The 24,098-nt window shown below is 72.4% G+C and carries 18 protein-coding genes; 8 read left to right on the forward strand and 10 right to left on the reverse strand.

What is annotated here, in order from left to right; genetic code table 11:
• Positions 1 to 666, reverse strand: coding sequence for a class I SAM-dependent methyltransferase (locus tag QC180_RS20725; RefSeq protein WP_278264433.1), 666 nt, complete (start codon positions 664 to 666; stop codon positions 1 to 3).
• Between the two features lie 188 nt (positions 667 to 854).
• Here QC180_RS20725 and QC180_RS20730 point away from each other — a divergent pair, with 188 nt between their 5' ends.
• A complete protein-coding gene (locus tag QC180_RS20730; RefSeq protein ID WP_278264434.1) occupies positions 855 to 2,057 on the forward strand; it encodes a DUF418 domain-containing protein in 1,203 nt (400 codons plus the stop codon).
• On the opposite strand, the gene QC180_RS20735 is transcribed toward QC180_RS20730, so the two are convergent.
• A complete protein-coding gene (locus QC180_RS20735; RefSeq protein WP_278264435.1) occupies positions 2,054 to 2,728 on the reverse strand; it encodes a TetR/AcrR family transcriptional regulator in 675 nt (224 codons plus the stop codon). The two genes, QC180_RS20730 and QC180_RS20735, sit on opposite strands and share 4 nt — an antisense overlap.
• Before the next feature lie 91 nt (positions 2,729 to 2,819).
• On the opposite strand from QC180_RS20735, the gene QC180_RS20740 reads away from it, so the two are divergent.
• From QC180_RS20740 to QC180_RS20755, 4 genes are all read left to right on the forward strand, one after another.
• The gene (locus QC180_RS20740) at positions 2,820 to 4,289 is read left to right on the forward strand and encodes an MFS transporter (RefSeq protein WP_278264436.1); all 1,470 of its coding nucleotides are present in this window, start codon (positions 2,820 to 2,822) and stop codon (positions 4,287 to 4,289) included.
• Positions 4,290 to 4,360: 71 nt separating this feature from the next.
• Entirely contained in the window at positions 4,361 to 5,011 is a 651-nt protein-coding gene (locus tag QC180_RS20745) for an urease accessory protein UreF (protein ID WP_278264437.1), read from the forward strand.
• A gap of 27 nt (positions 5,012 to 5,038) precedes the next feature.
• On the forward strand, positions 5,039 to 5,746 hold the full coding sequence (gene ureG, locus QC180_RS20750; protein ID WP_278264438.1) for an urease accessory protein UreG: 708 nt from the start codon (positions 5,039 to 5,041) through the stop codon (positions 5,744 to 5,746).
• Positions 5,736 to 6,419, forward strand: coding sequence for an urease accessory protein UreD (locus QC180_RS20755; protein ID WP_278264439.1), 684 nt, complete (start codon positions 5,736 to 5,738; stop codon positions 6,417 to 6,419). The genes ureG and QC180_RS20755 overlap by 11 nt, the downstream gene beginning before the upstream one ends.
• 60 nt (positions 6,420 to 6,479) lie before the next feature.
• Here QC180_RS20755 and QC180_RS20760 read toward each other — a convergent pair whose 3' ends face one another.
• The 4 genes from QC180_RS20760 to QC180_RS20775 form a co-directional block, all read right to left on the reverse strand.
• A complete protein-coding gene (locus QC180_RS20760) occupies positions 6,480 to 7,244 on the reverse strand; it encodes a hypothetical protein (protein ID WP_278264440.1) in 765 nt (254 codons plus the stop codon).
• 179 nt (positions 7,245 to 7,423) lie between these two features.
• Complete coding sequence (locus QC180_RS20765; RefSeq protein WP_278264441.1) at positions 7,424 to 8,848, reverse strand: NAD(P)/FAD-dependent oxidoreductase; 1,425 nt, start codon at positions 8,846 to 8,848, stop codon at positions 7,424 to 7,426.
• A 71-nt stretch (positions 8,849 to 8,919) separates the two neighbouring features.
• Entirely contained in the window at positions 8,920 to 9,798 is an 879-nt protein-coding gene (locus tag QC180_RS20770; RefSeq protein WP_278264442.1) for a serine hydrolase, read from the reverse strand.
• Positions 9,799 to 9,889: 91 nt separating this feature from the next.
• Entirely contained in the window at positions 9,890 to 10,096 is a 207-nt protein-coding gene (locus QC180_RS20775) for a hypothetical protein (protein WP_278264443.1), read from the reverse strand.
• Positions 10,097 to 10,283: 187 nt separating this feature from the next.
• Here QC180_RS20775 and recC point away from each other — a divergent pair, with 187 nt between their 5' ends.
• Genes recC through recD form a run of 3 tightly spaced genes read left to right on the forward strand, consistent with a single transcriptional unit; the run spans position 10,284 to position 19,101 of the window.
• On the forward strand, positions 10,284 to 13,802 hold the full coding sequence (recC, locus tag QC180_RS20780) for an exodeoxyribonuclease V subunit gamma (RefSeq protein ID WP_278264444.1): 3,519 nt from the start codon (positions 10,284 to 10,286) through the stop codon (positions 13,800 to 13,802).
• A complete protein-coding gene (locus QC180_RS20785; RefSeq protein ID WP_278264445.1) occupies positions 13,799 to 17,167 on the forward strand; it encodes a UvrD-helicase domain-containing protein in 3,369 nt (1,122 codons plus the stop codon). Before recC ends, QC180_RS20785 begins: the two co-directional genes overlap by 4 nt.
• Positions 17,164 to 19,101 (forward strand): exodeoxyribonuclease V subunit alpha, encoded by a 1,938-nt coding sequence (gene recD, locus QC180_RS20790; protein ID WP_278264446.1) that lies wholly within the window; start codon positions 17,164 to 17,166, stop codon positions 19,099 to 19,101. Before QC180_RS20785 ends, recD begins: the two co-directional genes overlap by 4 nt.
• Here the strand turns inward: recD and QC180_RS30255 are convergent, their stop codons facing one another.
• The 4 genes from QC180_RS30255 to QC180_RS20810 form a co-directional block, all read right to left on the reverse strand.
• Complete coding sequence (locus QC180_RS30255) at positions 19,102 to 21,504, reverse strand: DUF4153 domain-containing protein (protein WP_347567340.1); 2,403 nt, start codon at positions 21,502 to 21,504, stop codon at positions 19,102 to 19,104.
• 69 nt (positions 21,505 to 21,573) lie between these two features.
• Positions 21,574 to 22,593: a HAMP domain-containing sensor histidine kinase gene (locus QC180_RS20800; protein ID WP_474646501.1), complete on the reverse strand. Its 1,020-nt coding sequence runs from the start codon at positions 22,591 to 22,593 to the stop codon at positions 21,574 to 21,576.
• Positions 22,590 to 23,291, reverse strand: coding sequence for a response regulator transcription factor (locus QC180_RS20805; protein ID WP_278264448.1), 702 nt, complete (start codon positions 23,289 to 23,291; stop codon positions 22,590 to 22,592). Before QC180_RS20805 ends, QC180_RS20800 begins: the two co-directional genes overlap by 4 nt.
• Positions 23,292 to 23,361: 70 nt before the next feature.
• Positions 23,362 to 24,042 (reverse strand): TetR/AcrR family transcriptional regulator, encoded by a 681-nt coding sequence (locus QC180_RS20810; RefSeq protein WP_278264449.1) that lies wholly within the window; start codon positions 24,040 to 24,042, stop codon positions 23,362 to 23,364.
• Between the last annotated feature and the right edge of the window lie 56 nt (positions 24,043 to 24,098).

The following is a 24,098-nucleotide window of genomic DNA, read 5'->3' on the forward strand; positions in this document are numbered from 1 at the left end:
CTAGGCGGGTGCGCGGTGGAATTCGGCGCGCCAGCGCCGCAGGTCGGGGAGATCGGGGCGGGGCAGCGATTCGACCCGGACGGGTGTGATGTCGCCGTCGGCGAAGGAGTCGATCTCGGCGCGGGTCAAAGGCCAGGGTGGGCCAGCGGTCGGCGTGGTCGCGCTGACATCGGCGACGACCAGCAGCGTCGCGCCGGGTGCCAGGGTCGCGCGGATTCCGGCGATGGCGGTGGCGTGGACCTGCGGGGGCAGTGACTGCACGGTGATCGACTCGACCACCAGGTCGAAGGCACCGCGCCAGGCGGCGGGTGGATTCAGCAGATCGGCGACCGTGTAGGTGACCGGCGACTGCGGGAATCGCGCCCCCGCCTCGCGGACGGCGGTGGCCGAGACGTCGAACGCGGTGGTGCGCAACCCCTGTGCCGCCACGTGTTCGGCGTCGGTGCCGTATCCGCAGCCGACCACGAGCGCGGTTCCGCCGCTCAGGTCGGTACGTTCGGCGAACCAGTCGGCGAGCAGCGGATTGGGCTCGTCGCGATCCCACGGCACCACCGAGGTCCCCGCCGCCGCCTCGACGTAGAGCGGCTCGAACCATCCGGTCGGATCGTCGGCGGCGAGGGCTTCGGCGGCGAGACGGCGGTCGGCGGGCAGCGGGTCGGAGGTCATCGCTCCACTGTCCCCCATGCCCGCGCACCCGGTGCGCGCCGGGCCGCGCGGTGTACGTTCCGACGACCGGGATGACGATGGGGCAGAAGTCAATACGCCGCGCGGAGGACCCGCGGCGCGCCACTGTGCGACCGGGTGTCGGCCGCGCGGGCGACGACCGGGACCGGGGGAGTTCCTACGCTCGATCCATGGCAGAGGCACTCGGGACCCGGACATCGCCCGCATCGTCCGGGCGGCGCATCGCCGAGATCGACATCCTGCGCGGGTTCGCGCTGTTCGGCATCCTGATCACCAATGTGATCGTGGCGACCACGGTGTGGACGGCCGTCGGCCCCCGTGACGAGCCGGTCTCCCTGTTCGACGGCACGGTCGACCAGCTGGTACGCGCCACCGTCGACGCGGTGTTCACCGGCCGGTTCTATCTGCTGTTCGCCTTCCTGTTCGGCTACTCGTTCACCCTGCAGATCGCGGCGGCCCAGCGGGCGGGCGCCGCACCCGTCCGGCGGTTGCTGCGCCGCTGCGCCGCGCTGCTGGTGATCGGCCTGGCGCACGTGTACTTCCTGTGGATCGGTGACATCCTCACCCTCTACGCCGTGCTGTGCCTGGTGCTGATCACCTTGCGCACGCTGCGCCCGCGCACCGCGGTGATCACGGGCGTGGTGCTCTACACGCTGTGGTCGGTGCTCAGCTTCCTGCCGGGACAGGGTGGCACGCTCGCGCTGGGCGAGTTGATGAACCTGCCCGCCATCGCGGCCGACTACACCGGTGACTTCGCCCAGACCTTCGCCATCCAGACCGACCTCGCGCCGGTGTTCCTGCTGCTGATCTGGATCGGCCAGGGCGTACCGAGCCTGGCGATGTTCCTGTTCGGCATGGCGGCGGGCAAGCGCGACCTGTTCGACGACGCCGCGACCCTGCGCCGCTGGTCGCCGCGCGTGCTGCTGATCGGCTTCGGTCTGGGCGTCCCGATCTCGGTGGCGACCTTCGTCGACGCCATGGGCTGGTGGGACGGCCCCGACTTCGTGCACGGCCTGCAGTACCTCGTCGCCCCCGCCATGACCTTCGCCTACGTGGCCGTGGTGCTGCGGCTCGCCCGTTCGGCGCGCACCGGCCGATTCGCCGCCCTGCTGGCACCCGCCGGACGGATGGCGGCCACGAACTACATCGGGCAATCGATCGTGATGGTGCTGGTCTACACCGGATACGGGCTCGCCCTGGCCGACGACATCCCGCCGCTCGGCGTAGTCGCGATCGCACTGGTGACCTTCGCCGCGCAGCTCGCGCTGAGCGCCTGGTGGCTGCGCGGCCACCCGTACGGACCGGTGGAATGGGTGCTGCGGGCGGCGACCTATCTCGACGTCCCGCCCTGGCGCAAGACCGCGAGCGTCTAGCGGGCCTTCGCGGCGGCGCGCGCGGCGAAACCGTCGCACAGGGCGTCCAGGCCGAGGAACAGCAGGTCCTCGGAGGTGAGATCGCTGACCCCGGCACCGTGTAGATCCATCAGCGCGGGCGGCACCGGGAACGAGGGCGTGCCGTCGAGCAGATCGCGCAGGCCGTTGGTGTCGTCGGTGGCGGTGCGTTTGCGGGCCAGCAGCGAGCCGCCGACCACCGGCAGGCTCGCGCCGGAGATGTAGTTCCACACGGTGAACGCCATGGTCGTCGCCTCGCGGGTGGACACGTCGAGCGCGCGCAGCCCCTCGACCAGCCAGGCCAGGCTCGCCAGGCCCTGCGGGCCGAAACTGTAGCGGGGCACGGCGAAGGTGAGCAGCACCCACGGATGCTGCTGATAGAGCTGCCAGTCGATCTCGGAGGCGATGCGGACCCGATCACGCCAGCTCCAGTCCTCGCCCGCCGGATCGGGGTAGGGGTGCCGGGCGGCGATCTCGTCGGTCATCTCGGCGATCAGCTCGTCCTTGCCCGCCACGTGCCGGTACAGCGACATGGTGCCGACGTCGAGCCGGTCGGCGATGCGGCGCATCGACACCGCGTCCAGGCCGTCGGCGTCGGCCAGGGCGATCGCGGCGTCGACGATGGCGGTGCGGGTGAGCTTCGCGTCAGTCATCCCATGACTCACTTTCCGTTTTCCACTTCTGTGCGTACACTGTACCCGTTCCCCGCGTACGGTGTACGCAAACCCGTGGAAGGATGTCGGAATGACGAAGCTGGAACCGGCGCTGCCCAGCGCGGCCGTCGGTGGACGCCGCGCATGGCTCGGTCTGGGCGTGCTGCTGCTGCCGGTGCTGCTGGTGTCGATGGACATCTCGGTGCTGTTCCTCGCCATGCCGACGCTGACCGTCGACCTGGATCCCAGTGCCTCCCAGCAACTCTGGATCCTCGACATCTACGGATTCATGCTGGCGGGCCTGCTCATCACCATGGGCAATCTCGGCGACCGGATCGGCAGGCGCAACATCCTGCTCGCCGGTGCCGCCGTCTTCGGCCTGGCCTCGGTGCTGGCCGCCTTCGCGCCCAGCGCCGAAGTGCTCATCGCGGCCCGGGTGCTGATGGGCATCGGCGGCGCGACCCTGCTGCCGTCGAGCCTCGCGCTGATCTCCAACCTGTTCCCCGACGCCCGGCGCCGCGCCACCGCCATCGGCATCTGGACCGCGTTCTTCGCCGGTGGTTCGGCGGTCGGGCCGATCATCGGTGGGCTGCTGCTGCACCACTTCTGGTGGGGCTCGGTGTTCCTGATCAACATCCCGGTGCTGGCGGTGCTGCTGGTGTTCGGTCCCTTCCTGCTGCCCGAACACCGCTCGGCCGCGCTGGGTCCGCTCGATCTGCCCAGCGTCGCGCTGTCGATCGGCGGCATCCTGCCGCTGGTCTACGGGATCAAGCACGTCGCCGCCGAGGGCCTGGATCTGGTCTCGGTGCTGATCGCGGCCGTCGGCCTGGCGCTGCTGGTGCTGTTCGTGCGCAGGCAGCGGCACCTGACCGAACCGCTGCTGGACCTGTCGCTGTTCACCCGGCCGCTGTTCCGGGTGGCGATCGGAGCCAGCACCGTCGGCATGATGTCGCTGGCCGCGATGAGCTACCTGACCAGCATCTACCTGCAGTCGGTCACCGGGCGTGACGCGCTGCAGGCGGCGCTGCTGGGTATCCCGATGGCGGTCGCGGTGTTCGTCTTCTCGATGAGCGGGCCGAAAGTGGGGCTGCGCTGGGGCGTGCGCGCGGCGTTCACGCTGGCGCTGAGCCTCTCGGCGATCGGCAATCTCATGCTGCTCGGCGTCGGGGTCGACGGCGGGCTGATGTGGTACGTGGCCGGGTCGATGATCGCCGGTGTCGGGTACGGCATCTCGTTCACGCTCGTCTCCGATGTGGCGGTGTCGGCGGTGCCCGCCGAACGCGCGGGCTCGGCGGTCGGCATCTCCGAGACCAGCTTCGAGCTCGGCAACTCGCTGGGCCTGGCGCTGCTCGGCTCGCTGGCCGCGCTGGTCTTCCGGTCCGGCGGCGACTTCGGTGAGACCCTGGGCGACACCGTCGCGCACTCCGGTGACGACGCCGGGCTGATCGCGGCCGCGCGCGAATCCTTCGTCAGCGGTATGCATGTGGCGACCACCGGCGGCGCGCTGCTGCTGCTCGGCATGGCCGTGGTGGCCTGGCGCTCCGCCCGCACGACCCGCTGAGGCGCGGATCGGGCGTGGTGACCGTCGCCCTCGCCGGGCGCGGGGCCGGTCCGGGTGCCTAGGATCGACGAATGCGAAACGAGGGTGCGGCGGGCCTGGCGACATTGCTCGCCCTGGCCGATTCACGCCTGCCCATCGGCGGACACGTGCATTCCGGCGGCGTCGAGGAGGCGGTGGCGTCGGGTGTGCTGCGCGACGCCGCGAGCGTCGAGGTGTATCTACGACGTCGGATCGCCACGACCGGTCTGGTGACCGCCTCGCTCGCCGCCGCGGTCTGCGCGGGCATACTCGCCCCCGAACGCGCCGAACTCGAAGCCGACGCCCGCACCCCGTCACCCGCGGCCCGCACGGCCTCGCGGGCCCAGGGACGCGGGCTGCTGCGGCTGGCGAAACAGCTGTGGCCGCACCAGGATTGGCTGCCCGCGCGGGTGCGGCCGCACCTGTCGACGGTGTTCGGCATGGTGGGTGCCGCCTGCGGTGCCGCGCCACGCGAGCTGGCGGGCGTGGTCGTCTACACGACCCTGACCGGCGCCGCGACCGCCGCGCAACGCCTGCTCGCCCTCGATCCGGCGGCCGTGGCGGCGGGCACGATGCGGCTGGCGCCCCTGTGCGACCGGATCGCCGACGAGGCCGTCGACGGGCTGGCCGCGCTGTCGGATCCCTTGCAGGACGCGTTGGCCGAACGTCATCTGCTGCGCGACATGCCCCTGTTCGCCTCGTAACCACCCATCCAGAACGGAGACCCACCCATGCCGCCCCATCTGATCGACGGCGAACCGCACCAGCACAGCCACGACCGGCCCAAACGCGACCGCGCCGCCGGTGAGGCGCTGCGCATCGGCATCGGCGGCCCGGTCGGCTCCGGCAAGACCGCGCTGGTCGCCGCGCTGTGCCGTCAGCTGCGCGACGAACTGTCGCTCGCGGTGCTGACCAACGACATCTACACCACCGAGGACGCCGACTTCCTGCGTCGACACGCGGTGCTGCCCGACGAGCGCATCACCGCCGTGCAGACCGGCGGCTGCCCGCACACCGCCATCCGCGACGACATCACCGCCAACCTCGACGCCATCGACGACCTGGTCGCGGCCAACCCGCCGCTGGACCTGATCCTGGTGGAATCCGGCGGCGACAACCTCACCGCCACCTTCTCCTCCGGCCTGATCGACGTGCAGATCTTCGTCGTCGACGTGGCCGGTGGCGACAAGGTGCCGCGCAAGGGCGGCCCCGGCGTCACCTTCTCCGACCTGCTGGTGGTGAACAAGACCGACCTGGCCCCGCTGGTCGGCGCCGATCTGGGCGTGATGGAACGCGACGCCGCCAAGGTGCGCGAGGGCCGCCCGACCGCGCTGGTCTCGCTGACCGACGACCCGGCCGCCACCCCGGTGCTGGCCTGGGTGCGCGAGCAGCTGCGGGTCGCCGCCGAGCAGGACGCGGCCACCGGCGTTGCGCACTGAACTGAGCATCGTCGCCCAACCGGGCAGACTGCCGCGCATCGACGCCGTCGGTGGTCTGGCCGGTCGGCACACCGGCACCGACACGGTGCACCTGATCGGCACCGCCGCCACACCGCTGGGCGGGGACGTCCTCGACATCCGGATCGTGGTGCGTCCCGGCGCGCGCCTGGTGATCCGCTCGGTGGCCGCCACCATCGCCCTGCCCAGCACCCGCACGCCGGAATCGGTGGCGCACTGGAGTTTCGAGGTCGGGGCGGGCGCCGAGCTGGACTTCGATCCGGAACCGACCATCATGGCCGGGGGCGCCCGGCATCACGCGCTGACCACCGTGCGGTTGGCGCCCGACGCGCGAGTGCGGCTGCGCGAACGGGTCCAGCTGGGTCGCAGCGGCGAGGACAGCGGCGCCTGGCGCGGGGACCTGTGCGCCGATCTCGGCGAGATCCCGCTGCTGCGACACCGCCTGGAACTGGGCGCGGACACAGGAACCGACGACCGGCTCAGCGCGCCACGAGCCCTGGACAGTGAACTGGTCTACCCGGACGACCGGCCCGCCTGGGCGGGCGGACTCGACGCGGTGCGGCTGCCGCTGGCCGCGGGCGGCTCGCTGGCCACCCGCACGAGCGCCCGCCTGCACGCCACGACACCCGGCGACGCGGTTCCTGTCACGCGATAGGGCGTCGCCGCGGTGGGATACCGGGCACGCACGCCCCGATATCCCACCGCCGTCGATCGTTCAGGCGCTGACGAGCTCCGCGCCGCTGTCCACCGCGTCGGGCGCGGCCGCGCGGGGCGGTGCGAGGAACCCGTTCGCCGCCCCCACCGCGGCACCGACACCGGCACCGACCACGGTGATCGGCACCGACACCGCCATGTACGCGGCCATACCACCCAGGATCGGACCGGCGACCAGCCCGATCGGCAGGAACGGGATCCCGGCGACCAGACCGGCCACCGCGCCACCCGTGCTCGCCATCATCGCGAACGGGATCGCCACCGTGGACCCGACCGCCGCGCCGCGCGCCGCCGAACCGAGCGTTTCCGCGGCGATCCGATCCGAGCGGCTGCGCTCGAGCCCGACCGAGTCGAGGAAGGTCGCCAGGTTGGCCTCGGTGTTGGCGGCGGCGTCGTTGATCTGGATCGAGGTGTCGACCGGCACGAAGTCGGGCACCGGGACCAGCTGGTCACCGAAACGGAACTGCCCGGGCGGCGGCAGGATCGGCGGCACCGGCGCGACCGGGGTCGGCGCGTGCAGAGTGCCGACCGGGGACAGGTAGTCGGTCTCCGGGCCGGACCGCGACCACTGCAGCGAGCTGCGGGTGTTCTCCGGCATCTGCTGTCCCACGAAGGGGGTGGCGTTGGGTGCCACCGCGTCGAACTCCGGCGCGGCCGGATGCTCGGGCTGGGTCACCGCCGCCTGCGCGGGATCGGCATTCGCGGTGCCCGTGCCGATCAGGGCCATGACCAGGGGGACCGCTCCGGCCGCGACAACCGAACCCACTCGTTGTCGCTGCGCGCTCGGCGCCCTGTGTTTCCCCGTCGCCATAGATCACCTTTCATCCTGGGGATTGGTCACACATATGACGTCCGGCATTCGGACCGGTGCCGGACCCGGATGGGTCCGAAACACCGGCGACCCGGAATCGTCGTGTGCCGAAAGGTGATCGAAGGGTGGGGAGGCTAGCCGACTTCGCGGCGGCCGGGGCCCTTGCCGCCGATGCCCGCGGTGGGTTCACCGAGGTCGGCGGCCAATTGTTTGGCCTCGGCCCGGTCGGCGTTGACCTCCTCGATCGCCAGCCGCGCGAACACCCACTGCTCGGTGGCGGCCATCTGCCCGCGGTTGCGGCCGAGGAACGAGACGAACCAGCCGATCACGGTGACGATGCGGCTGCGGTAACCGACCAGGTAGTACAGGTGCAGCGCGAGCCAGGCCAGCCAGGCGAGGAAGCCGCTGAACTCGAGCTTGCCGATCTGGCAGACGGCGTCGAAGCGCGAGATCGTCGCCATCGAGCCCTTGTTGAAGTACTTGAACGGCTTGCGATCCGCGGGCGCTTCCCCTTTGAGACTCGCCTTGATGGCCTTGGCCGCGTAGGTGGAGCCCTGGATGGCGCCCTGCGCCTGCCCGGGCACGCCCGGCACCGACATCAGGTCACCGACCACGAAGACGTTCGGATGCCCCTTGACGGTGAGGTCGGGCTCCACGATGACGCGGCCCGCCCGATCCACCTCGGTGCCGTCGGAACGCTCGGCGATCATCTTGCCCAGCGGACTGGCCTGCACCCCGGCCGACCACACCTTGCAGGTGGCCTCGATCCGGCGGGTGCTGCCGTCGGCGTCCTTGACCACCACGCCGTGCGCGTCGACATCGGTGACCATGGCGTTGAGCTGGATCTCCACGCCCATCTTCTCGAGCCGCTTGGCCGCCTTGGCGCCCAGCTTGGGGCCCATCGGGCCGAGTACCGCGCCCGCGCCCTCGAGCAGGATGACGCGCGCGTCGCGGGGGTCGATGGTGCGGAAGGTGCCGTCGAGGGTGCGGTCGGCGAGTTCGGCGATCTGCCCGGCCAACTCCACACCGGTCGGCCCGGCGCCCACCACGATGAAGGTGAGCAGCCGGTCGCGTTCCTCCTGGCTGGTGGCCAGTTCGGCCTGCTCGAACGAGCCGAGGATGCGCGCGCGGAGTTCGAGCGCGTCATCGATGGTCTTCATGCCCGGCGCGTAGGTGGCGAACTGGTCGTTGCCGAAGTACGACTGCTGGGCGCCGGTGGCGACGATCAGGCTGTCGTAGGGGGTGACGGTGTCGCGGTTGAGCAGCCGCGAGGTGACCTGCTTGTTCGCCAGGTCGACGTCGATGACGTCGCCCAGCAGCACCTGCGCGTTCTTCTGCTTGCGCAGCACCAGCCGGGTGGCCGGGGCGATCTCGCCGGTGGACAGGATGCCCGTGGCCACCTGGTAGAGCAGCGGCTGGAACAGATGCGTGGAGGTCTTGGAGATGAGGGTGACGTCCACGTCGGCCCGGCGCAGGTGCCTGGTGCCGAACAGGCCGCCGAACCCGGATCCGATCACCACCACGTGGTGCCGACGATTTCCGACAGACTGAGTGCTCATCGTCCTGCTCCTCGACAGACTGGGGCGGCGTTCACTACGTGCGCAAGATCGACAATACGGGACCGGCCCGATCAGCGACCGGCAAGCAGGAGTTCGGCGACCTTGGTGTCGGTCTCGGCGCCCTCGGTGTACCCGCCCTCGGAGCCGAGCGAGTTCATGATCGCCAGGGTGTAGCGTTCGCCGTCGCCCGCGACGCCCACCGAGTTGACGACCCAGCCGTCGGCCTCGGCCGACCAGCCGTTCTTCAGGCCCGGCCGCATCCGCGAACCGGCGCCCCACACGCCCCAGTGCTGGTTGGAGTCCACCGAGCGCATCCGGTCGAGCAGGTAGGCCAGGTCGTCGGGGTGCATGGTGTCGAGGATGGTGTTCATCAGCCGATCCAGGTCGGCGGCGGTGCACTTCTGGAACGACCAGTCCGGGAACAGCGCCGAGTTGGTGGGCTGGGGGATCAGCGAGACCATGCCGTAGCCGCGGAAGGCGTTGTTGTAGGCCATCCGGTCGAAGCCGATGTACTTGTTCCAGAGGATGTCGGCGGCCTGGTCGTTGGAGGTGGCCAGCATCGATTCCAGGTTGGCGCGGTCCTCGGGGGACAGGCCGATGGCGCCGACGCGGGCGCGGTTGAGCAGGTCGGCGGCGATGGCCAGTTTGATGGTGGAGGCGGTCCACACCTGGTTCTCGGCGTGCTCGTTGGCGTAGACGCCACCGGTCTGCCGGTCGCGCAGCACGTAGCCGACCACGCCGGGGCGTCCGGCGAGGTAGGCGTCGACGCGGGCGATCCGCGCGCTCAGGTCGGCGTCGAAGCCCGCGACCTGGGTCAGCGCGGGTGGCGCGGCCTGGGCGGGGCCGGTCAGGACGGGCACGCCCGGGGTCAGGACGGCCGCGGCGGCGAGGAGACAAGCGGTAGCTGCGACCCGGGAGACGACGCGGGTGGCGGGGGAACGGTCACGCACGAGAGACCACCCTGGCACACCCGGGCCCCGAAAGCACTACCCGCGGCGAAATCCGATGTGTGACAGTCCCGTTGCGCCGCGCGCGGACGGCTCAGTGATGGGCGGCGTGCGGGGTGGCGATGGTGCAGCCGTTGAGCCGGTGGCAGTGTTCGAAGGCCTCCCCGTGCCGGTTCAGTGGCCAGGAATGCAGTACCTGATCGGCCCCGAAGCTGCGGGAGTTGATCAGTTCCCAGCGGTCGCCTGCCCGCCGGACGACGAACCCGGCGCGGGGTACCAAGGGGATTACCTGCGCGATCATGAACCGAACCAGCCTTTCGCCCGCGGCCGAACTGTCCCACCCGAACCGCCACGATCCCACGCCCGTCCGGCGGCGCCGCGCAGGCACGACGGGAACGCCTTGCGGTGTGGCGTATTTCACTGACCCGGTGCGGTGGTGGCCCGGGCCCGCACGATTGCGCGTCGGTCGCTGGGCGTATAAACAACGGATGCCGCTGCACCTCCATCGCGCCGAACGCGCCGACGCGCTGGCCGACGGACTGGGGCAGGTGCTGGCCAGCGCGCCCGCCGATCCGTTCACCCCGGAGGTGGTCGCGGTTCCGGCCAAGGGCGTGGAGCGCTGGCTCGCGCAGCGGCTGTCCGGGGTGCTCGGGGTGACCGGCACCGGCGACGGCATCGCCGCCAACATCGCCTTCCCCGCCCCGGCCGCGCTGGTGGCCGAAGTGCTCGCGGCGGCGAGCGGGGTGGCGCCGGAGGACGATCCGTGGGCAGGCCAGCGGCTGGTGTGGACGCTGCTCGGGGTCCTGGACGAGGTCGTCGAGCAGCCGTGGGCGGCGGTACTGGCCCGTCATCTCGGTCTGCCCGGTGCCGGGTACCGGATCGGCCGTCGCTATGCCACCGCCGCGCACCTGGCCACCCTGTTCGACTCCTATGCCGCGCAACGACCGTCGCTGCTGCTGGACTGGGCCGCCGGTCGTGACACCGACGGCGCGGGCAACCCGGTCCCCGCCGACCTGTCCTGGCAGCCGCGGCTGTGGCGCGCCCTGCGCACCGCTGTCGGCGCGCCGGGCCCCGCCGAACGGCTCACCGATGCCTGCGCGCGGCTGCGCGCCGAACCCGCCGCCGTCGACCTGCCCGCCCGCCTGTCGGTCTTCGGCCTGACCCGCCTGCCCGCCGACCAGCTCGCCGTCCTGACCGCGCTGGCCGAACACCGCGAGGTCCACCTCTGGCTCGCCCATCCCAGCCCGGCCATGTGGTCCGCGCTGTCCGAGCGGCCGGGCCGTCACCAGGGCGGCCCACCCGGTGACACCGGAGCCGACTGTTCCGCGACCCCGCGCGGTGCCGTCGGCGCGGACACCGAAAGAGACCCGGCCGGGTTGTTCGGCGGCGCGACACTCGACGGCACCGCATCGCGGTCGGCCGTGACGCCCAGTGACGAGTCCGGGGGCAGGGCATCGGCCACACTGCCCTGTGCCGTACCCCCGCCGCGCGCATTGGACGAGTCCGCCGCCGCGGTCTCCCACCCGCTGCTGGCGGGGTTGGCCCGTGACGTTCGGGAACTCCAGCAGCGCCTGAACCCGGTGCTCGACAGCGATGTCCACTCGGCGGGCACCGCCCCGGCCCCTGGCCTGCTCGGCGTTGTCCAGACCGCGCTGCGGGAGGACCGGGCACCCGTGACGGGCGCGGTGGCTGACGGCAGTGTCGAGGTGCACGCCTGTCACGGACCGGCCCGGCAGGTGGAGGTGCTGCGGGATCTGCTGCTGGCGGCCTTCGCGGCCGATCCGGCGCTGGAACCGCGGGATGTGCTGATCATGTGCCCGGATGTCGAGGCGTTCGCCCCGCTGGTCCGGGCCGCGTTCGGGCAGCGCGGCACCGGAACGGTGGATGTGCCGAGCGAGGGCGAGCATCCCGCGCACCAGTTGCGGGTGCGGCTGGCCGATCGCGGCCGGGCGGTGACGAACCCGATGCTGGCCGTGGTGCTCGAGCTGCTCGACCTCGCCGACGGACGCGTCACTGTGACGCAGGTGCTCGACCTGGCGGCCAGCGAGACCGTGCGCCGCCGTTGCGGTTTCGACGACGACGATATCGAGCGCCTGCGCGAATGGGCCGCCGAGTCGGGCGCGCGCTGGGGTGTCGGGCAGCGGCAGCGCGAGGCGTTCGGCCTGGCCGACTTCGCCCAGAACACCCTCAACGCGGCGGTGGACCGCATCCTGCTCGGCGTCACCGCCGACGAATCCGGGGACGACTGGCTGGATCTGGCGCTGCCGCTCGACGACGTCGACTCCAACGATGTCGACCTGGCCGGTCGTTTCGCCGAGTTCGTCGACCGGCTCGCGGTGTGCCTGCGCGATCTGCGCGGCCCGCGCCCCGCCACCGAGTGGACCTCGGTGTTGCTGCGCGCGGTCGAGCTGCTCACCGAGGTGCCCGACGCGCACTCCTGGATCCGCGCCGAGGCGCGGCGCGAGATCGTCGCCGCCACCGAACACGCCGGACCGACCCCGCTGCGGCTGGCGGATGTGGCGGTGCTGCTCACCGGGCGGTTGGCGGGCGGTCCCGGCCGCGCCAACTTCCGCACCGGCGAACTGACGGTCTGCACGCTGGTGCCGATGCGGTCGGTGCCGCACCGGGTCGTGGTGCTGCTCGGCCTCGACGACGACGTGTTCCCGCGCCCCGGCACCGTCGACGGGGACGATCTGCTCGCCCGCGGCCCGCTGCTGGGCGAACGCGACGCCCGCAGCGAGGATCGCCAGCTGCTGCTCGACGCGGTGCTGGCCACCGGCGAGAAACTGCTGATCCTGCACACCGGCGCCGACCCGGTCACCGGGGCGCCGCGCCCGCCCGCGGTCCCGGTGGCCGAACTGCTCGACGTGCTCGCCGCCCATGTGGGCCCCGAGGCCATGTCGGCGGTCCACCTGCGGCATCCGCTGCAATCGTTCGACCGCCGCAATTTCGCGCCGGAGCACCCGCGCAGTTTCGACACCGTGGCCCTGGCCGGTGCCCGTGCCGCCGCCCGGCCGCCGCGACCGCGGCCCCCGCTGCTCACCGAGCCGCTGCCGCCGCTCCCACCCGCCGACGTGGCACTCACGGAACTGATCGCCTTCGCCGAGCACCCGGTCCGCGCGTTCCTGTGGCAGCGGCTCGGCCTGCGCGTCCCGGAGGAATCCGAGGACATCGCCGACCAACTGCCGATCGAACTCGACGGCCTGGCCAAATGGGATCTGGGCGAGCGCATGCTCACCGCCCGCCTCACCGGCGCCGACCCGGCCGCCCTGCGCGCCGCCGAATGGCGACGAGGCACCCTGCCGCCCTTCGCCTTCGGCGCGAAGGTGCTCGACGAGGTGGAGGGCACGGTCGACACCCTGGTCCGCACCGCGCTGCCCGACTACGAGGCGCCCCCGCGCGCGGTCGACATCGCCGTCGACCTCGGCCACGGCCGCACCCTGGCGGGCACCGTCCCCGAGGTGCGCGGCGAGACGCTGGTGCGCACTACCTTCTCCCGGCTGGCCCCGAAACATCGGCTGGCGGCCTGGGTCTCGCTGCTGGCCCTGGCCGCCACCGAGGACCGGTCCTGGCGGGCCATCAGCACCGGGCGCGGGCAGTTCCGCAGCAGGCCGGTGTCCCGGTCGGTGATCCTCGCCCCGGAACCGCCCGCCGCGCTGGCGATCCTGCGCGATCTGGTCCGGCTGCGTGACGAGGGCCTGTGCGAACCGCTGCCGGTGGCCCCGGCCGCCACCGCCGCCTACGCCGAACGCCGGGTGCGCGGCGACAGCATCGCCGACGCTCTGCTCGCCGCCGAACACGCCTTCGACGGCGGACCCAACGGTCCCGACAAATTCGGTGACCACACCGACCGCTACCTGCGTTACGTCTGGGGCCGCGCACCCCGCTTCGACCGGTTCGCCGCCGACGCCGCGCGACCGGGCGAACCGGAGAGCACCCACTTCGGCGCGGTGGCCCGCCGCTGGTGGGCGCCGCTGCTGACCGCCGAGACCCTGGGGCAGCCATGACCGGAACCCTGTCCGCCCCCGCCGCGTTCGACGCCACCGGCCCGCTGCCCGAGGGCACCACCGTGCTCGAGGCCAGTGCGGGCACCGGCAAGACCCACGCCATCGTCGGCCTGGCCGTGCGCTACGTCGCCGAGACCGGGATCGCGATCACCGAACTGCTGCTGGTCACCTTCAGCCGCGCCGCCACCCAGGAACTGCGCGAACGCACCAGGGACCGCTTCGTGAGCGTGGCCGCCGCGCTGGCCGACCCGGACAGCGCCCGCGCCCACCCCGACGATCTGGTGCGCGCGCTGGCCGCCACCGATCCCGTGACCCTGTGCCTGCGTCGGCACCGATTGCTCACCGCCCTGGCCGATTTCGACGCGGGCACCATCGCCACCACGCACTCCTTCTGTCAGCGGATGCTCGACGAACTCGGGCTGGCGGGCGAACACGATCCCGGCGCCCGCCTGGTGGAATCGGTCGACGATCTCGTCGCCACCGTCGCCGACGACCTCTACCTGGCCCGCTACGCCCGCGACCGCGCACCGTTCACCCTGCGCGAGGCCCGCACCCTGGCCCTGGCCGCCGTGCACGACCGCCACGCCGAGCTGGCCCCGCGCACCGACGGCGCGGCGGGGGAGCGGGTCGCCTTCGCCACGGCCGCGCGCGCGGAGACCGAACGCCGCAAACGCCGGGCGGGCCTGCGCGATTTCGACGATCTGCTGGTGCTGTTGCACGAGGTCCTCGCCGATCCCGACCACGGCCCCCGCGCCAGGGCCCGTATCCGGCAGCGGTACCGGGTGGCGCTCGTCGACGAGTTCCAGGACACCGACCCGCTGCAATGGGACATCCTGCGGCTGGCCTTCCACGAACACGCCACCCTGGTCCTGGTCGGCGACCCCAAACAGGCCATCTACGCCTTCCGTGGCGCGGAGGTGCTCAGCTACCTCGACGCCGTCGCCCTGGCCCGCCACCGCAGCGAGCTCACCCGCAACTGGCGCAGCGACGCGGGCCTGCTGCGCGCCCTCGACCACCTGTGCGGCGGCGCCGAACTCGGTCACCCGGAGATCAGCGTGTACCCGGTGACCCCGACCCGTCCGGCGACCCGCCTGCACGGCGACCCGGCCGTGATCACCCCGCTGCGCCTGCGCGTGCTGCCGCGCACCGGCGCGGGCCCGCGCAACCGCTCGGGATTCCCGTCGGTCGGCAGACAGCGAGCCAAGGTCGCCGACGATCTGGCCGCCGACCTGGTGGCACTGCTCGAATCCGGCGCCATGATCGAGGCCAAACCCGAACGCGGCGTGGATCATTCGCTCACCGAAGTCGGCGACGGCCGGGTGCGCAGGCCCATCGGCCCCGGTGACATCGCCGTGCTGGTCCGCACCCGCACCCAGATCGACGTGGTGCGCGCCGCGCTGGACCGCGTCGGCGTGGCCTCGGTGCTGGCCGGGGGCACGAGTGTGTTCGCGACCCCGGCCGCCACCGACTGGCTGTGGGTGCTGCGCGCACTGGAACAGCCGCATCGCGGCGACCGGGTCCGGCTCGCCGCGTGCACCCCGATCCTCGGCCTCACCGCCGCCGAGATCGACGCCGGGGGAGCGGATCTCGTGGGCCGGGTGTCCACGCAGCTGCGTGAGGCCGCCCGGCTGTTCGCGCGCGCCGGATTCGCGGCCGTCTTCGACAAACTGGCCACCGACACCGATCTCGCGCCGCGTCTGCTGGGCGTGGTCAACGGCGAGCGCGAACTCACCGACCTGCGCCACCTCGCGCAGCTGCTCGACGAGGTCGCCGTCGCCGAGGGGCTCGGTCTCACCGCGCTCACCCGCTGGCTGGCCGACCGCGTCCGCGATCCGGAGGCGGGCAGTGTCAGCGGACGCAGCCGCAGGCTCGACCGCGATGCCGCCGCCGTCCAGATCGCCACCGTGCACGCCAGCAAGGGACTCGAATTCCCCCTCGTCTACCTGCCGTTCGCGTGGGACAGCGCCAAGAACCCGTACCCGGCGACGCTGCTGTTCCACGACGAGAACGGCACCCGCGTCCTCGACATCGGCGGCAAGGAGGCTCCCGGCTACGGCGAACGTCAATTGCGCTGCGAGGCCGAGGAATCCGGGGAGGAACTGCGGCTGCTCTACGTCGCGCTGACCCGGGCCATGTGTCAGGTCGTAGCCTGGTGGGCACCCGCCGTCACCACCGCCGCCGCGCCGCTGCACCGGATGATCCTCGGCAGGCGGCCCGGGTCGGCGCAGGTGCCGCGTCGCGCCGACATCCCCGCCGACACCGCCGCGATCCAGCGGCTCACCGAGTGGGCGGCCCCGGCGGGTGAGGTCATCTCGGTGACCGCCGTCGACCGGCCCGACGACGTCGCACCCCGTCGGGTCCGCACCGAACCGCCGACCGGGGAACTGGCCGCCGCCACCTTCACCCGCACCCTGGATCAGCAGTGGCGCCGCACCTCCTATTCGGCGCTCACCGCGGGCGCGCACGACCTGGCCGGGGTCGGCGAGAGCGAACCGGAGGACGGACCGGGCCCCGACGACGAACCCACCGACGCGCCCCTGGACACCGTCTCCGACAGCACCGCAGCTCCGTCGCTGATGAACGCGCTGCCCTACGGTGCCGAATTCGGCACCCTGGTGCACGGCGTGCTCGAACTCGTCGACACCTCCGCCCCCGACCTCGCCGCCGAGGTGCGCGCGCGGTGCGCGGCGGCGGTCGAGCACACGATGGCCGAACTCGATGTCGACGTGCTGGCCACCGCGCTGCTGGAAGTTCTGCGCACCCCGGCCGATTTCGGCTCGCTGGCCGCCGTCGCCACCCGGGACCGCCTGTGTGAACTGGAATTCGAGCTCCCGCTCGGCGGCGGTGACACCCCCGGCGCCCGCTCGGCCACCCTGCACGCCGTCGCGGCCCTGCTGCGCGCCCACCTGCCCGCCACCGACGACCTGCACGGCTACGCCGACCACCTCGCCGCCCTGCCCGACACCGCGTTGCGCGGCTATCTCACCGGCAGCATCGACGCCGTCCTGCGCGTCCCCGACGACGCGGGCGAGCACCGCTACCTGATCGTCGACTACAAGACCAACCGCCTGGGCACCGGCGATCTCACCGTCGAGCACTACCGCCGCGAGCACATGCTGGCCGAGATGATCCGCTCCCAGTACCCGCTGCAGGCGCTGCTCTACGCCGTCGCCCTGCACCGCTACCTGCGTTGGCGGCTGCCCGGCTACGACCCCGCCCGGCACCTGGGCGGCGCGCGGTATCTGTTCGTGCGCGGCATGATCGGCGCGGCCACCCCGCCCGGGCACGGCGTCTTCGACTGGTATCCGCCCGCGTCCCTGGTGGTGGCGCTGTCGGAGTTGCTGGCGGGCGGGGAGGGCCGATGACCTCGATCCAGGTGGCGCAGCGCGGGACGGGGCTGCTGCGGGTGTTCAACGAGGCCGGAATCCTGTCGGCGGCGGACGTGCACGTCGCGGTGCGGCTGGGCCGGATGGGCCGCGAGGACAGCGAGGACGTGCTGTTCGCGGCGGCCCTGGCGGTGCGCGCGGTGCGCTCCGGCTCGGTGTGCCTGGAGCTGGCGCGGATGCGGGAGATCGGCGTGGACGCCGACGAGACCCGCGACACCGCGGCGGGTATCGACCTCACCGCACTGCCCTGGCCCGACGAGGACCGGGTCCTGGCGGCCCTGCGCGGAAGTCCCCTGCTCACCGGCGGCGCGACCGGTCCGCTGCGCCCCCTGCGGCTCGTGGAAGCCGACGCCGAGGGCGGCGCGCTGCTCTATCTCGACCGCTACTACCAGCAGGAACAGACCCTGCGACGAGTGCTGGTCGAGCGGGGCGCCGATCATCCGGTGATCGATACCGGGCTGGTCCGCGCGGAACTGGACCGGCTCTTCGCCGACCCGCTCGGCGTGGGGCCGGACCGGCAGCGGCTGGCCGCGGCGCTGGCCGCCACGCACTGGACCACCGTGGTCGCCGGTGGTCCCGGCACCGGCAAGACCCACACCATCGCGCGCATTCTCGCCCTGCTCACCGCGCATCGGCGCGCCACACCCAAGCTGCCCGCGCTGCGCATCGCCCTGGCCGCGCCCACCGGCAAGGCGGCGGCGCGGTTGCAGGAGGCGGTCCGGGAACAGGCCGCCGAACTCGGACTGCCGGAACTCACCGCCTCGACCCTGCATCGGCTGCTCGGTTGGCAGCGCGGCCGCACGACGAGATTCCGTCACCACGAACACAATCGGCTGCCCTACGACGTGGTGGTGGTCGACGAGACCTCCATGGTGTCGCTGACCATGATGAGTCACCTGTTCTCCGCGCTGCGCCCGGACACCCGCCTGGTCCTGGTCGGCGACCCCGACCAACTCGCCTCCGTCGACGCGGGCGCCGTCCTGGCCGACCTGGTCGCCGGGCCGGTGAGCAGTACGCCCAACCCGGCGCTGAGCGAACTGCTCGGCCCCGGGGTGACCGGCTCCGGTGACGGCGCGTCCGGTGCCTCGCCGGACGTCGACGCGACCGGGTCGTCGGGTGATCCGGAATCGCTCACCGCGCTGGAGCAGCGCCGCTTGCGGGGCGGGATCGTGCGCCTGACCAGGGGGCGGCGGTTCGGTGGGTCCATCGCCGAGCTGGCGGTGGCGGTGCGCGCGGGCGACGCCGACGCGGCGCTGGCCATTCTGCGCGCGGGCGGCGCGGACGTGTCGTTCTGCGCGCCCGACGACACCGCGGCGGTGCGCGCCGACGTCACCGGGGCGGCCCTGGCCGTCACGGCGGCGGCGGAAGCGGGCGACGCGGTGGGCGCGCTCACCGCGCTGGAATCGCACCGGCTGCTCTGCGCGCACCGGCAGGGCCCGTTCGGCGTGGAACGCTGGGACCGCCTGGCCGCCGATTGGGCCGCCGCCGGAGGCGCGGGACCCGAAGGGGCACAGGCGGTCTGGTATCCGGGTCAGCCGCTGCTGGTCACCGCCAACGATCACGAGGCCCGCATCTACAACGGCGACACCGGCGTGATCATCCGGCGGCCCGACGGCTCGCTGCGGGCGGCCCTGCAACGCGGTAGCGAACCGTATCTGGTGCACCCCACCCAGTTCCCGGCGGTGGTCACGGTGTTCGCCATGACCATCCACCGCAGCCAGGGCAGCCAGTACGACACCGTCTCGGTCGTGCTGCCCGAACCCGAATCCACGCTGCTCACCAGGGAACTGCTCTACACCGCCATCACCCGTGCCCGCGGCCACGTGCGGGTGATCGGCACCGAGGACTCCATCCGCGCCGCGATCGGGCGGCGGGTGCTCCGGGCCAGCGGACTGTCCCGGAGCACCGGCTGATCACCGCGCCGCACCGCGCGAGAGATTCCACGCCCACCACGGATCGTCGTCGAGATCGGCGAGGATCCTTGGCTCGATCTCAGCGCGCAGCGGCGCGGGCAGATCACGCAGCGCGGGCAGCACATCCGGCGACAGCTGACGCAGATAGACCGTGTCGAGCCGTTCCCCGTCCTGCCAGCGGGCGATATTGCGTTCGGCGACAAAGCGTTCCGGGTTCAGCAGCGCCAGCGCGATGAGCGTGCCCAGCGCGGTGCCGATCGCCGCGCGCGAGACCCAACTCCAGCGCAGCCGCGCGATCGCCACCAGCACGAGCACATAGACCAGACCCACCCACAGCTCGCACAGCTGCACCAGCAGCCGCAGCACGGTGAACCCGTAGGCCTGCTGATAGGTCCACATCCGGCCCAGCGCCGAACCGACGATGACCAGGGTCAGCACGCTGAGCGCGCTCAGCAGTACCCGCAGCCACCGCCGGTCGGCCGCGGACTCCTGCGCCGACCAGTGCAGCACCGCGAAGATCACGCCCAGCGTCAGGACGCTCACCGCCGACAACTGCCAGAACCCGCTGCGCGCGTACTGGGCGTAGGTCAGCCCCGCGGTCCGCTGCACGTAGTCGTCGCCACCGAACAGCGCGACGAACTGCGCGCCGACGAACGCGGCGAACAACACCACCAGCGCACCCACCGGCAGCACCCATTCCGCGCGCGACCACAACCGGCGCGGCCGGGCCGCCGCCGTCGCCGCCACGGGCGGACCCGCCAGCAGATACAGCGCGCCCAGCGCCCCCGCGCCGACCGCCGCGAACAGCAGGACCCACTCCCACGCCGACGCGCCGTCGATCCGGGGCACCAGCCCGCTCAGCAACCCCGCGAAGGTCGCGTCGGCGCCACCGAGCAGCGGCACGAACACCACCAGCAGCGCCACCGTCGCCGCCACCGAGACCCCGTAGCGCCGCCAGTTCGCGCTGGCGGGCCGCGGCGCTGATGTCACCCCCGAGAACGCCCACGGCACCGCCCCGAACACCGACAACGGCACCGCGATCATGTCGTGCACCACCCCGCGCGCACTGCGCCGCCCGACCACGGCCAGCGACCCCGCCACCACCGCGCCCAACACACACAACACGAACAACCACCCGGCCGCCCGCACAGCCCCGACCCCCAACAACGCCAACGCCGCCGCGGCCCACCAGCTCCGATCACGCCACCCTGGCCGCGGCTGCGGGTTCTGCTGCGGCCCCACGGTTCCAGGGAGTACCGGTGGTGCCGCGACACGCGGGGTGATCACACGCCCGGTGACGGCCGGGTCACTGCCATTGCCCGGGACCGGATTCGTCCCGGTGGTCTCGACCTCAGCCTTCGTCGGAACGGGAGTGTCAGCGGAGACCGAAGCCGGGATGGCGCCGCCGGAAGCGGCCGCCTTCGGTGTGCCGGGCGCCTGCACGGCTGGTCCGTCGGTCACGTTCGCCGCGGGTTCGTTCGCCGCCTGTGCCGCCGGAGTGTCAGTCGCCGCTGCTGCCAGTGCGGTGGTCGCCTCAGCGACCGATGACCCTGCTACGTCGGTCGCGGGTGCGCCGGTCACGACTGCCGCTGGCGCGCCGGACGCCTCTGCCGCTGATGTATCGGCTGCCTCCGCGGCTGGTGTGCCGGTTACGTCTGCGGCTGGGGCGTCGCTCACGACTGCGGCTGGTGCGCCGGGCGTCTCTGCCGCTAGTGGGCCGGTAGCCTCGGCGGGCTCGGACGCCCGGCGAGCTTCCTTTATCGCGAGGGTGGTCGCGGCGGCTTGGCCTTCACCGGATGCCACCGTCGAGTTCGGTTGTGCGCCAGGGGTCTTCGCGGCGGAAACTTCGGCGGCCGCACCTGCGCTGTCAGAGTTCACCTGCGGTGCCGCAGTTTTCGGTGACTCTGCCGGATGCGAGGCGGGTGCCGTCGCCACTGATTGCCCACCGTCGACAGCGACGCGGCTCCTGGCTCGGTAGTCGACCGCGCACAGCGCGCCGGTGACGGCGGTACCGGTGAGGAGCCAGCCGATGCCGGGGCGGTCGATCGGGAGGACGGAGGCACCGACGATCCCCGCGAAGGCCGCGGCGGGGAGGACACCCGCCGGACGCGCCACGCGATGCCAGCGCCGAGGAACGCGCGGGATCGGCATCGGCGGCGGTGGAGGTGGCATCGGCGACATGGTCGTACCGGACCGCCCTTGGGCCGCACGCAATTGGGCGACACCGCTGCTGCGCACGGCCGCCGCCTCGGACCAGTCGGTCGCGGCCGACGACGGCGAGTCGAGCACCGCGGTGGCTTGGCCCGCCGAGTCGGCGGCGGCGGTCGGGTCGCCCGGCGGAGTCGATGACGCCGGGGTCGGCGATGGTCGGTCGGTCTGGTCGGGTGTGGGTTTTTCGGTCATGGTCCCCTCCGGTGGATGTGCTGGATCGGCCCTGGACCGGGTGGTCAGGGAGCGCGATCGGGAAATGGGTCAGGTGGTGGGTAGGACGACGCGGATGCGGGAGCCGGGGTCGGCGACGGCGATGGTGCCGCCGTGCAGGTCGACCACCCAGCGGGCGATGGCCAGGCCGAGGCCGGTGCCGCCGCCGTCGGTGCGGCCGCCACGGGTGAAACGGTCGAAGACGGTGGCGCGGTCGGATTCCGGGATGCCGGGGCCGTCGTCCTGGATCTCGAGCACGGTCGCGCCGGGCCGCGTGGACGCCGTCACGCGCACCTCGCCACCGGCCGGACCGTGCCGGGCCGCGTTGTCGAGCAGATTGAACAGCACCTGGTGCAGCCGGGCGCGGTCGGCGTGCACGGTGGCATACTCGGGCTGGATGGAGGTGGTGAAACGCACCCCGCGTCCCAGCGCCGCCGTCATCACCTCGGCCTCGGCGATCACCTCGGCCAGCAGCGGTGCCAGCGGCAGGATCTCGCGATCGAGGGTGAAGGCGCCCGCCTCGATACTGGACAGGTCGAGCAACTCGGAGACCAGCAGCCCGAGCCGCTCGGTCTGGGCCAGCGCGGTCCGCAGCGTCGCCGGATCGGGTTCGCTCACCCCGTCGACGAGGTTCTCCAGCACGGCGTGCAGCGCCGTGACCGGCGTGCGCAGTTCGTGGGACACATTGGCGATGAGGTCGCGGCGCTGCCGGTCGGCCGCGGCCAGATCGGCGGCCATCTGGTTGAACGCCGTGGCCAGCTGACCCACCTCGTCGCGCGAGGTCGCGCGCACTCGGAAGCTGTAGTCGCCGTGGGCCATCCGTCGCGCGGCCGCGGTCATCTCGCGCAGTGGACGGGTGATGCCGTGGGCCAGGAACTGGGAGGTGACCAGCGCGATGGCCATGGCGGTGAGCGTGGTGAAGGTGGGCAGCCAGCGGATCCGGTACCAGAAGTAGGCGAACGCCACCGCGCCCGAACACACCATCAGGATCGCGAGTTTCAACTTGATCGAGCGCAACCGGTCCAGCGGCCGGGGCAGCCGGTCGGCGACCCGGTCCAGCAGCGCGGTCATCGCGCGTCCAACGCGTAGCCGACACCGTGCACGGTGCGGATGAGATCGGCGCCGAGCTTGCGACGCAACGCCTTCACATGACTGTCGACCGCGCGGGTGCCCGCCGCGTCGGACCAGTCCCAGATGTCCTCAAGCAGCCGTTCGCGCGCCAGGACGGCCCGTGGCCGCTGCGCCAGCCGGGCCAGCAGATCGAATTCCAGCGGCGTGAGCCGGGCCTCGGTCTCGCCCCGCCAGACCCGGCGCTGATCGAGGTCGATGCGCAGATCGCCGACGACGATGCTGGTGTCGTCGCGCTCGGCGGCCCGGTCCACCCGGCGCAGCAGCGCGTGCACCCGGGCGGCCAGCACCCGCATGGAGAACGGTTTGGTCAGATAGTCGTCGGCGCCGACGCCCAGGCCGACGAGCTGATCGGTCTCGTCGGTGCGCGCGGTGAGCATGAGCACGGGCACCGGCCGCTCGGCCTGGATCCGGCGGCACACCTCGAGCCCGTCGAAGCCGGGCAGCATCACATCCAGCACCACGAGATCGGGTTCCCCCGCGGCGGCCGCGGCCACCGCACCCGGTCCGTCGTGCGCGAGATCCACGGCGAAACCCTCGGCGCGTAAGCGCGCCGCCACCGATTCGGCGATCGTCACCTCGTCGTCCACGACCAGGATGCGGCGCGCCGCCTGCCCTGTCGTGCCCCCACTGAGTTCCATGGCTGAGACCCTAGCGAGCGGCTGTGGAGAGCTGCGTGGTCAGTTGTGGAGATTCTGTGTGGACCCGGGCTCAGAGATTCGGGAACAGTCCGGGCAGTTCCATCGCGTAGGCGAGGTCGTCGCGGGTGCCCAGGGTGACCAGCAGCAGCCGGATCATGGTGACCCTGGCCTCGGAGGCCAGCGCGGGATCGGGATCGCTGCCGGGCTCGGTGCCCACGGTGAGCCGGTAGACGATGTACTCGCACACGTGCAGGGCGGCGTCGAGGTCCAGGGGGCTGGGCGCGGGACGGCCGAGATCGCTGAAGGTCTTGCGCACCAGATCGCGGATGTCGTCGAGGGCGCGCTCGCGATAGGCCGACACCGGCGAGCCCGGATCGTGCAGCTCGGCGAACAGCGGGCGCAGCATCGGCCCGTGCCCGCGCGCCCAGTCGACGTAGGCGTCGATCAGCCGGATACCCAGCTGGACCGGCTCGTCGGTCCCGGTCAGGGCCGCCCTGATGCCGCCGACCAGGCCGTCGTTGGAGACGTCGAGCACCGCGCGCAGCGGCTCGGAGGCATTGCCGAAGTACCGGTAGAAGGTCGGCCGGGCCAGACCCGCCTGCTCGATGATCTGGGCGACGCTCAGCCCGCGCGAGCCGTTGCGGGTGAACACCGCCGCCGTCGCCTCGATGATCCTGGCGCGGACCTCCTCGGCCTGCTCCTCGGTCTGCGGCGGCCGTCCACGACGCACCGTGCTCGGATCTGCGGTCATCGCACCTCCCTCACAGCTGTCGGACCTCGACGGAAAGCTTGACACGGGACCGGGCC

This window comes from Nocardia anocheti (assembly GCF_029675105.1).
In the GTDB taxonomy this organism is placed as follows: domain Bacteria; phylum Actinomycetota; class Actinomycetes; order Mycobacteriales; family Mycobacteriaceae; genus Nocardia.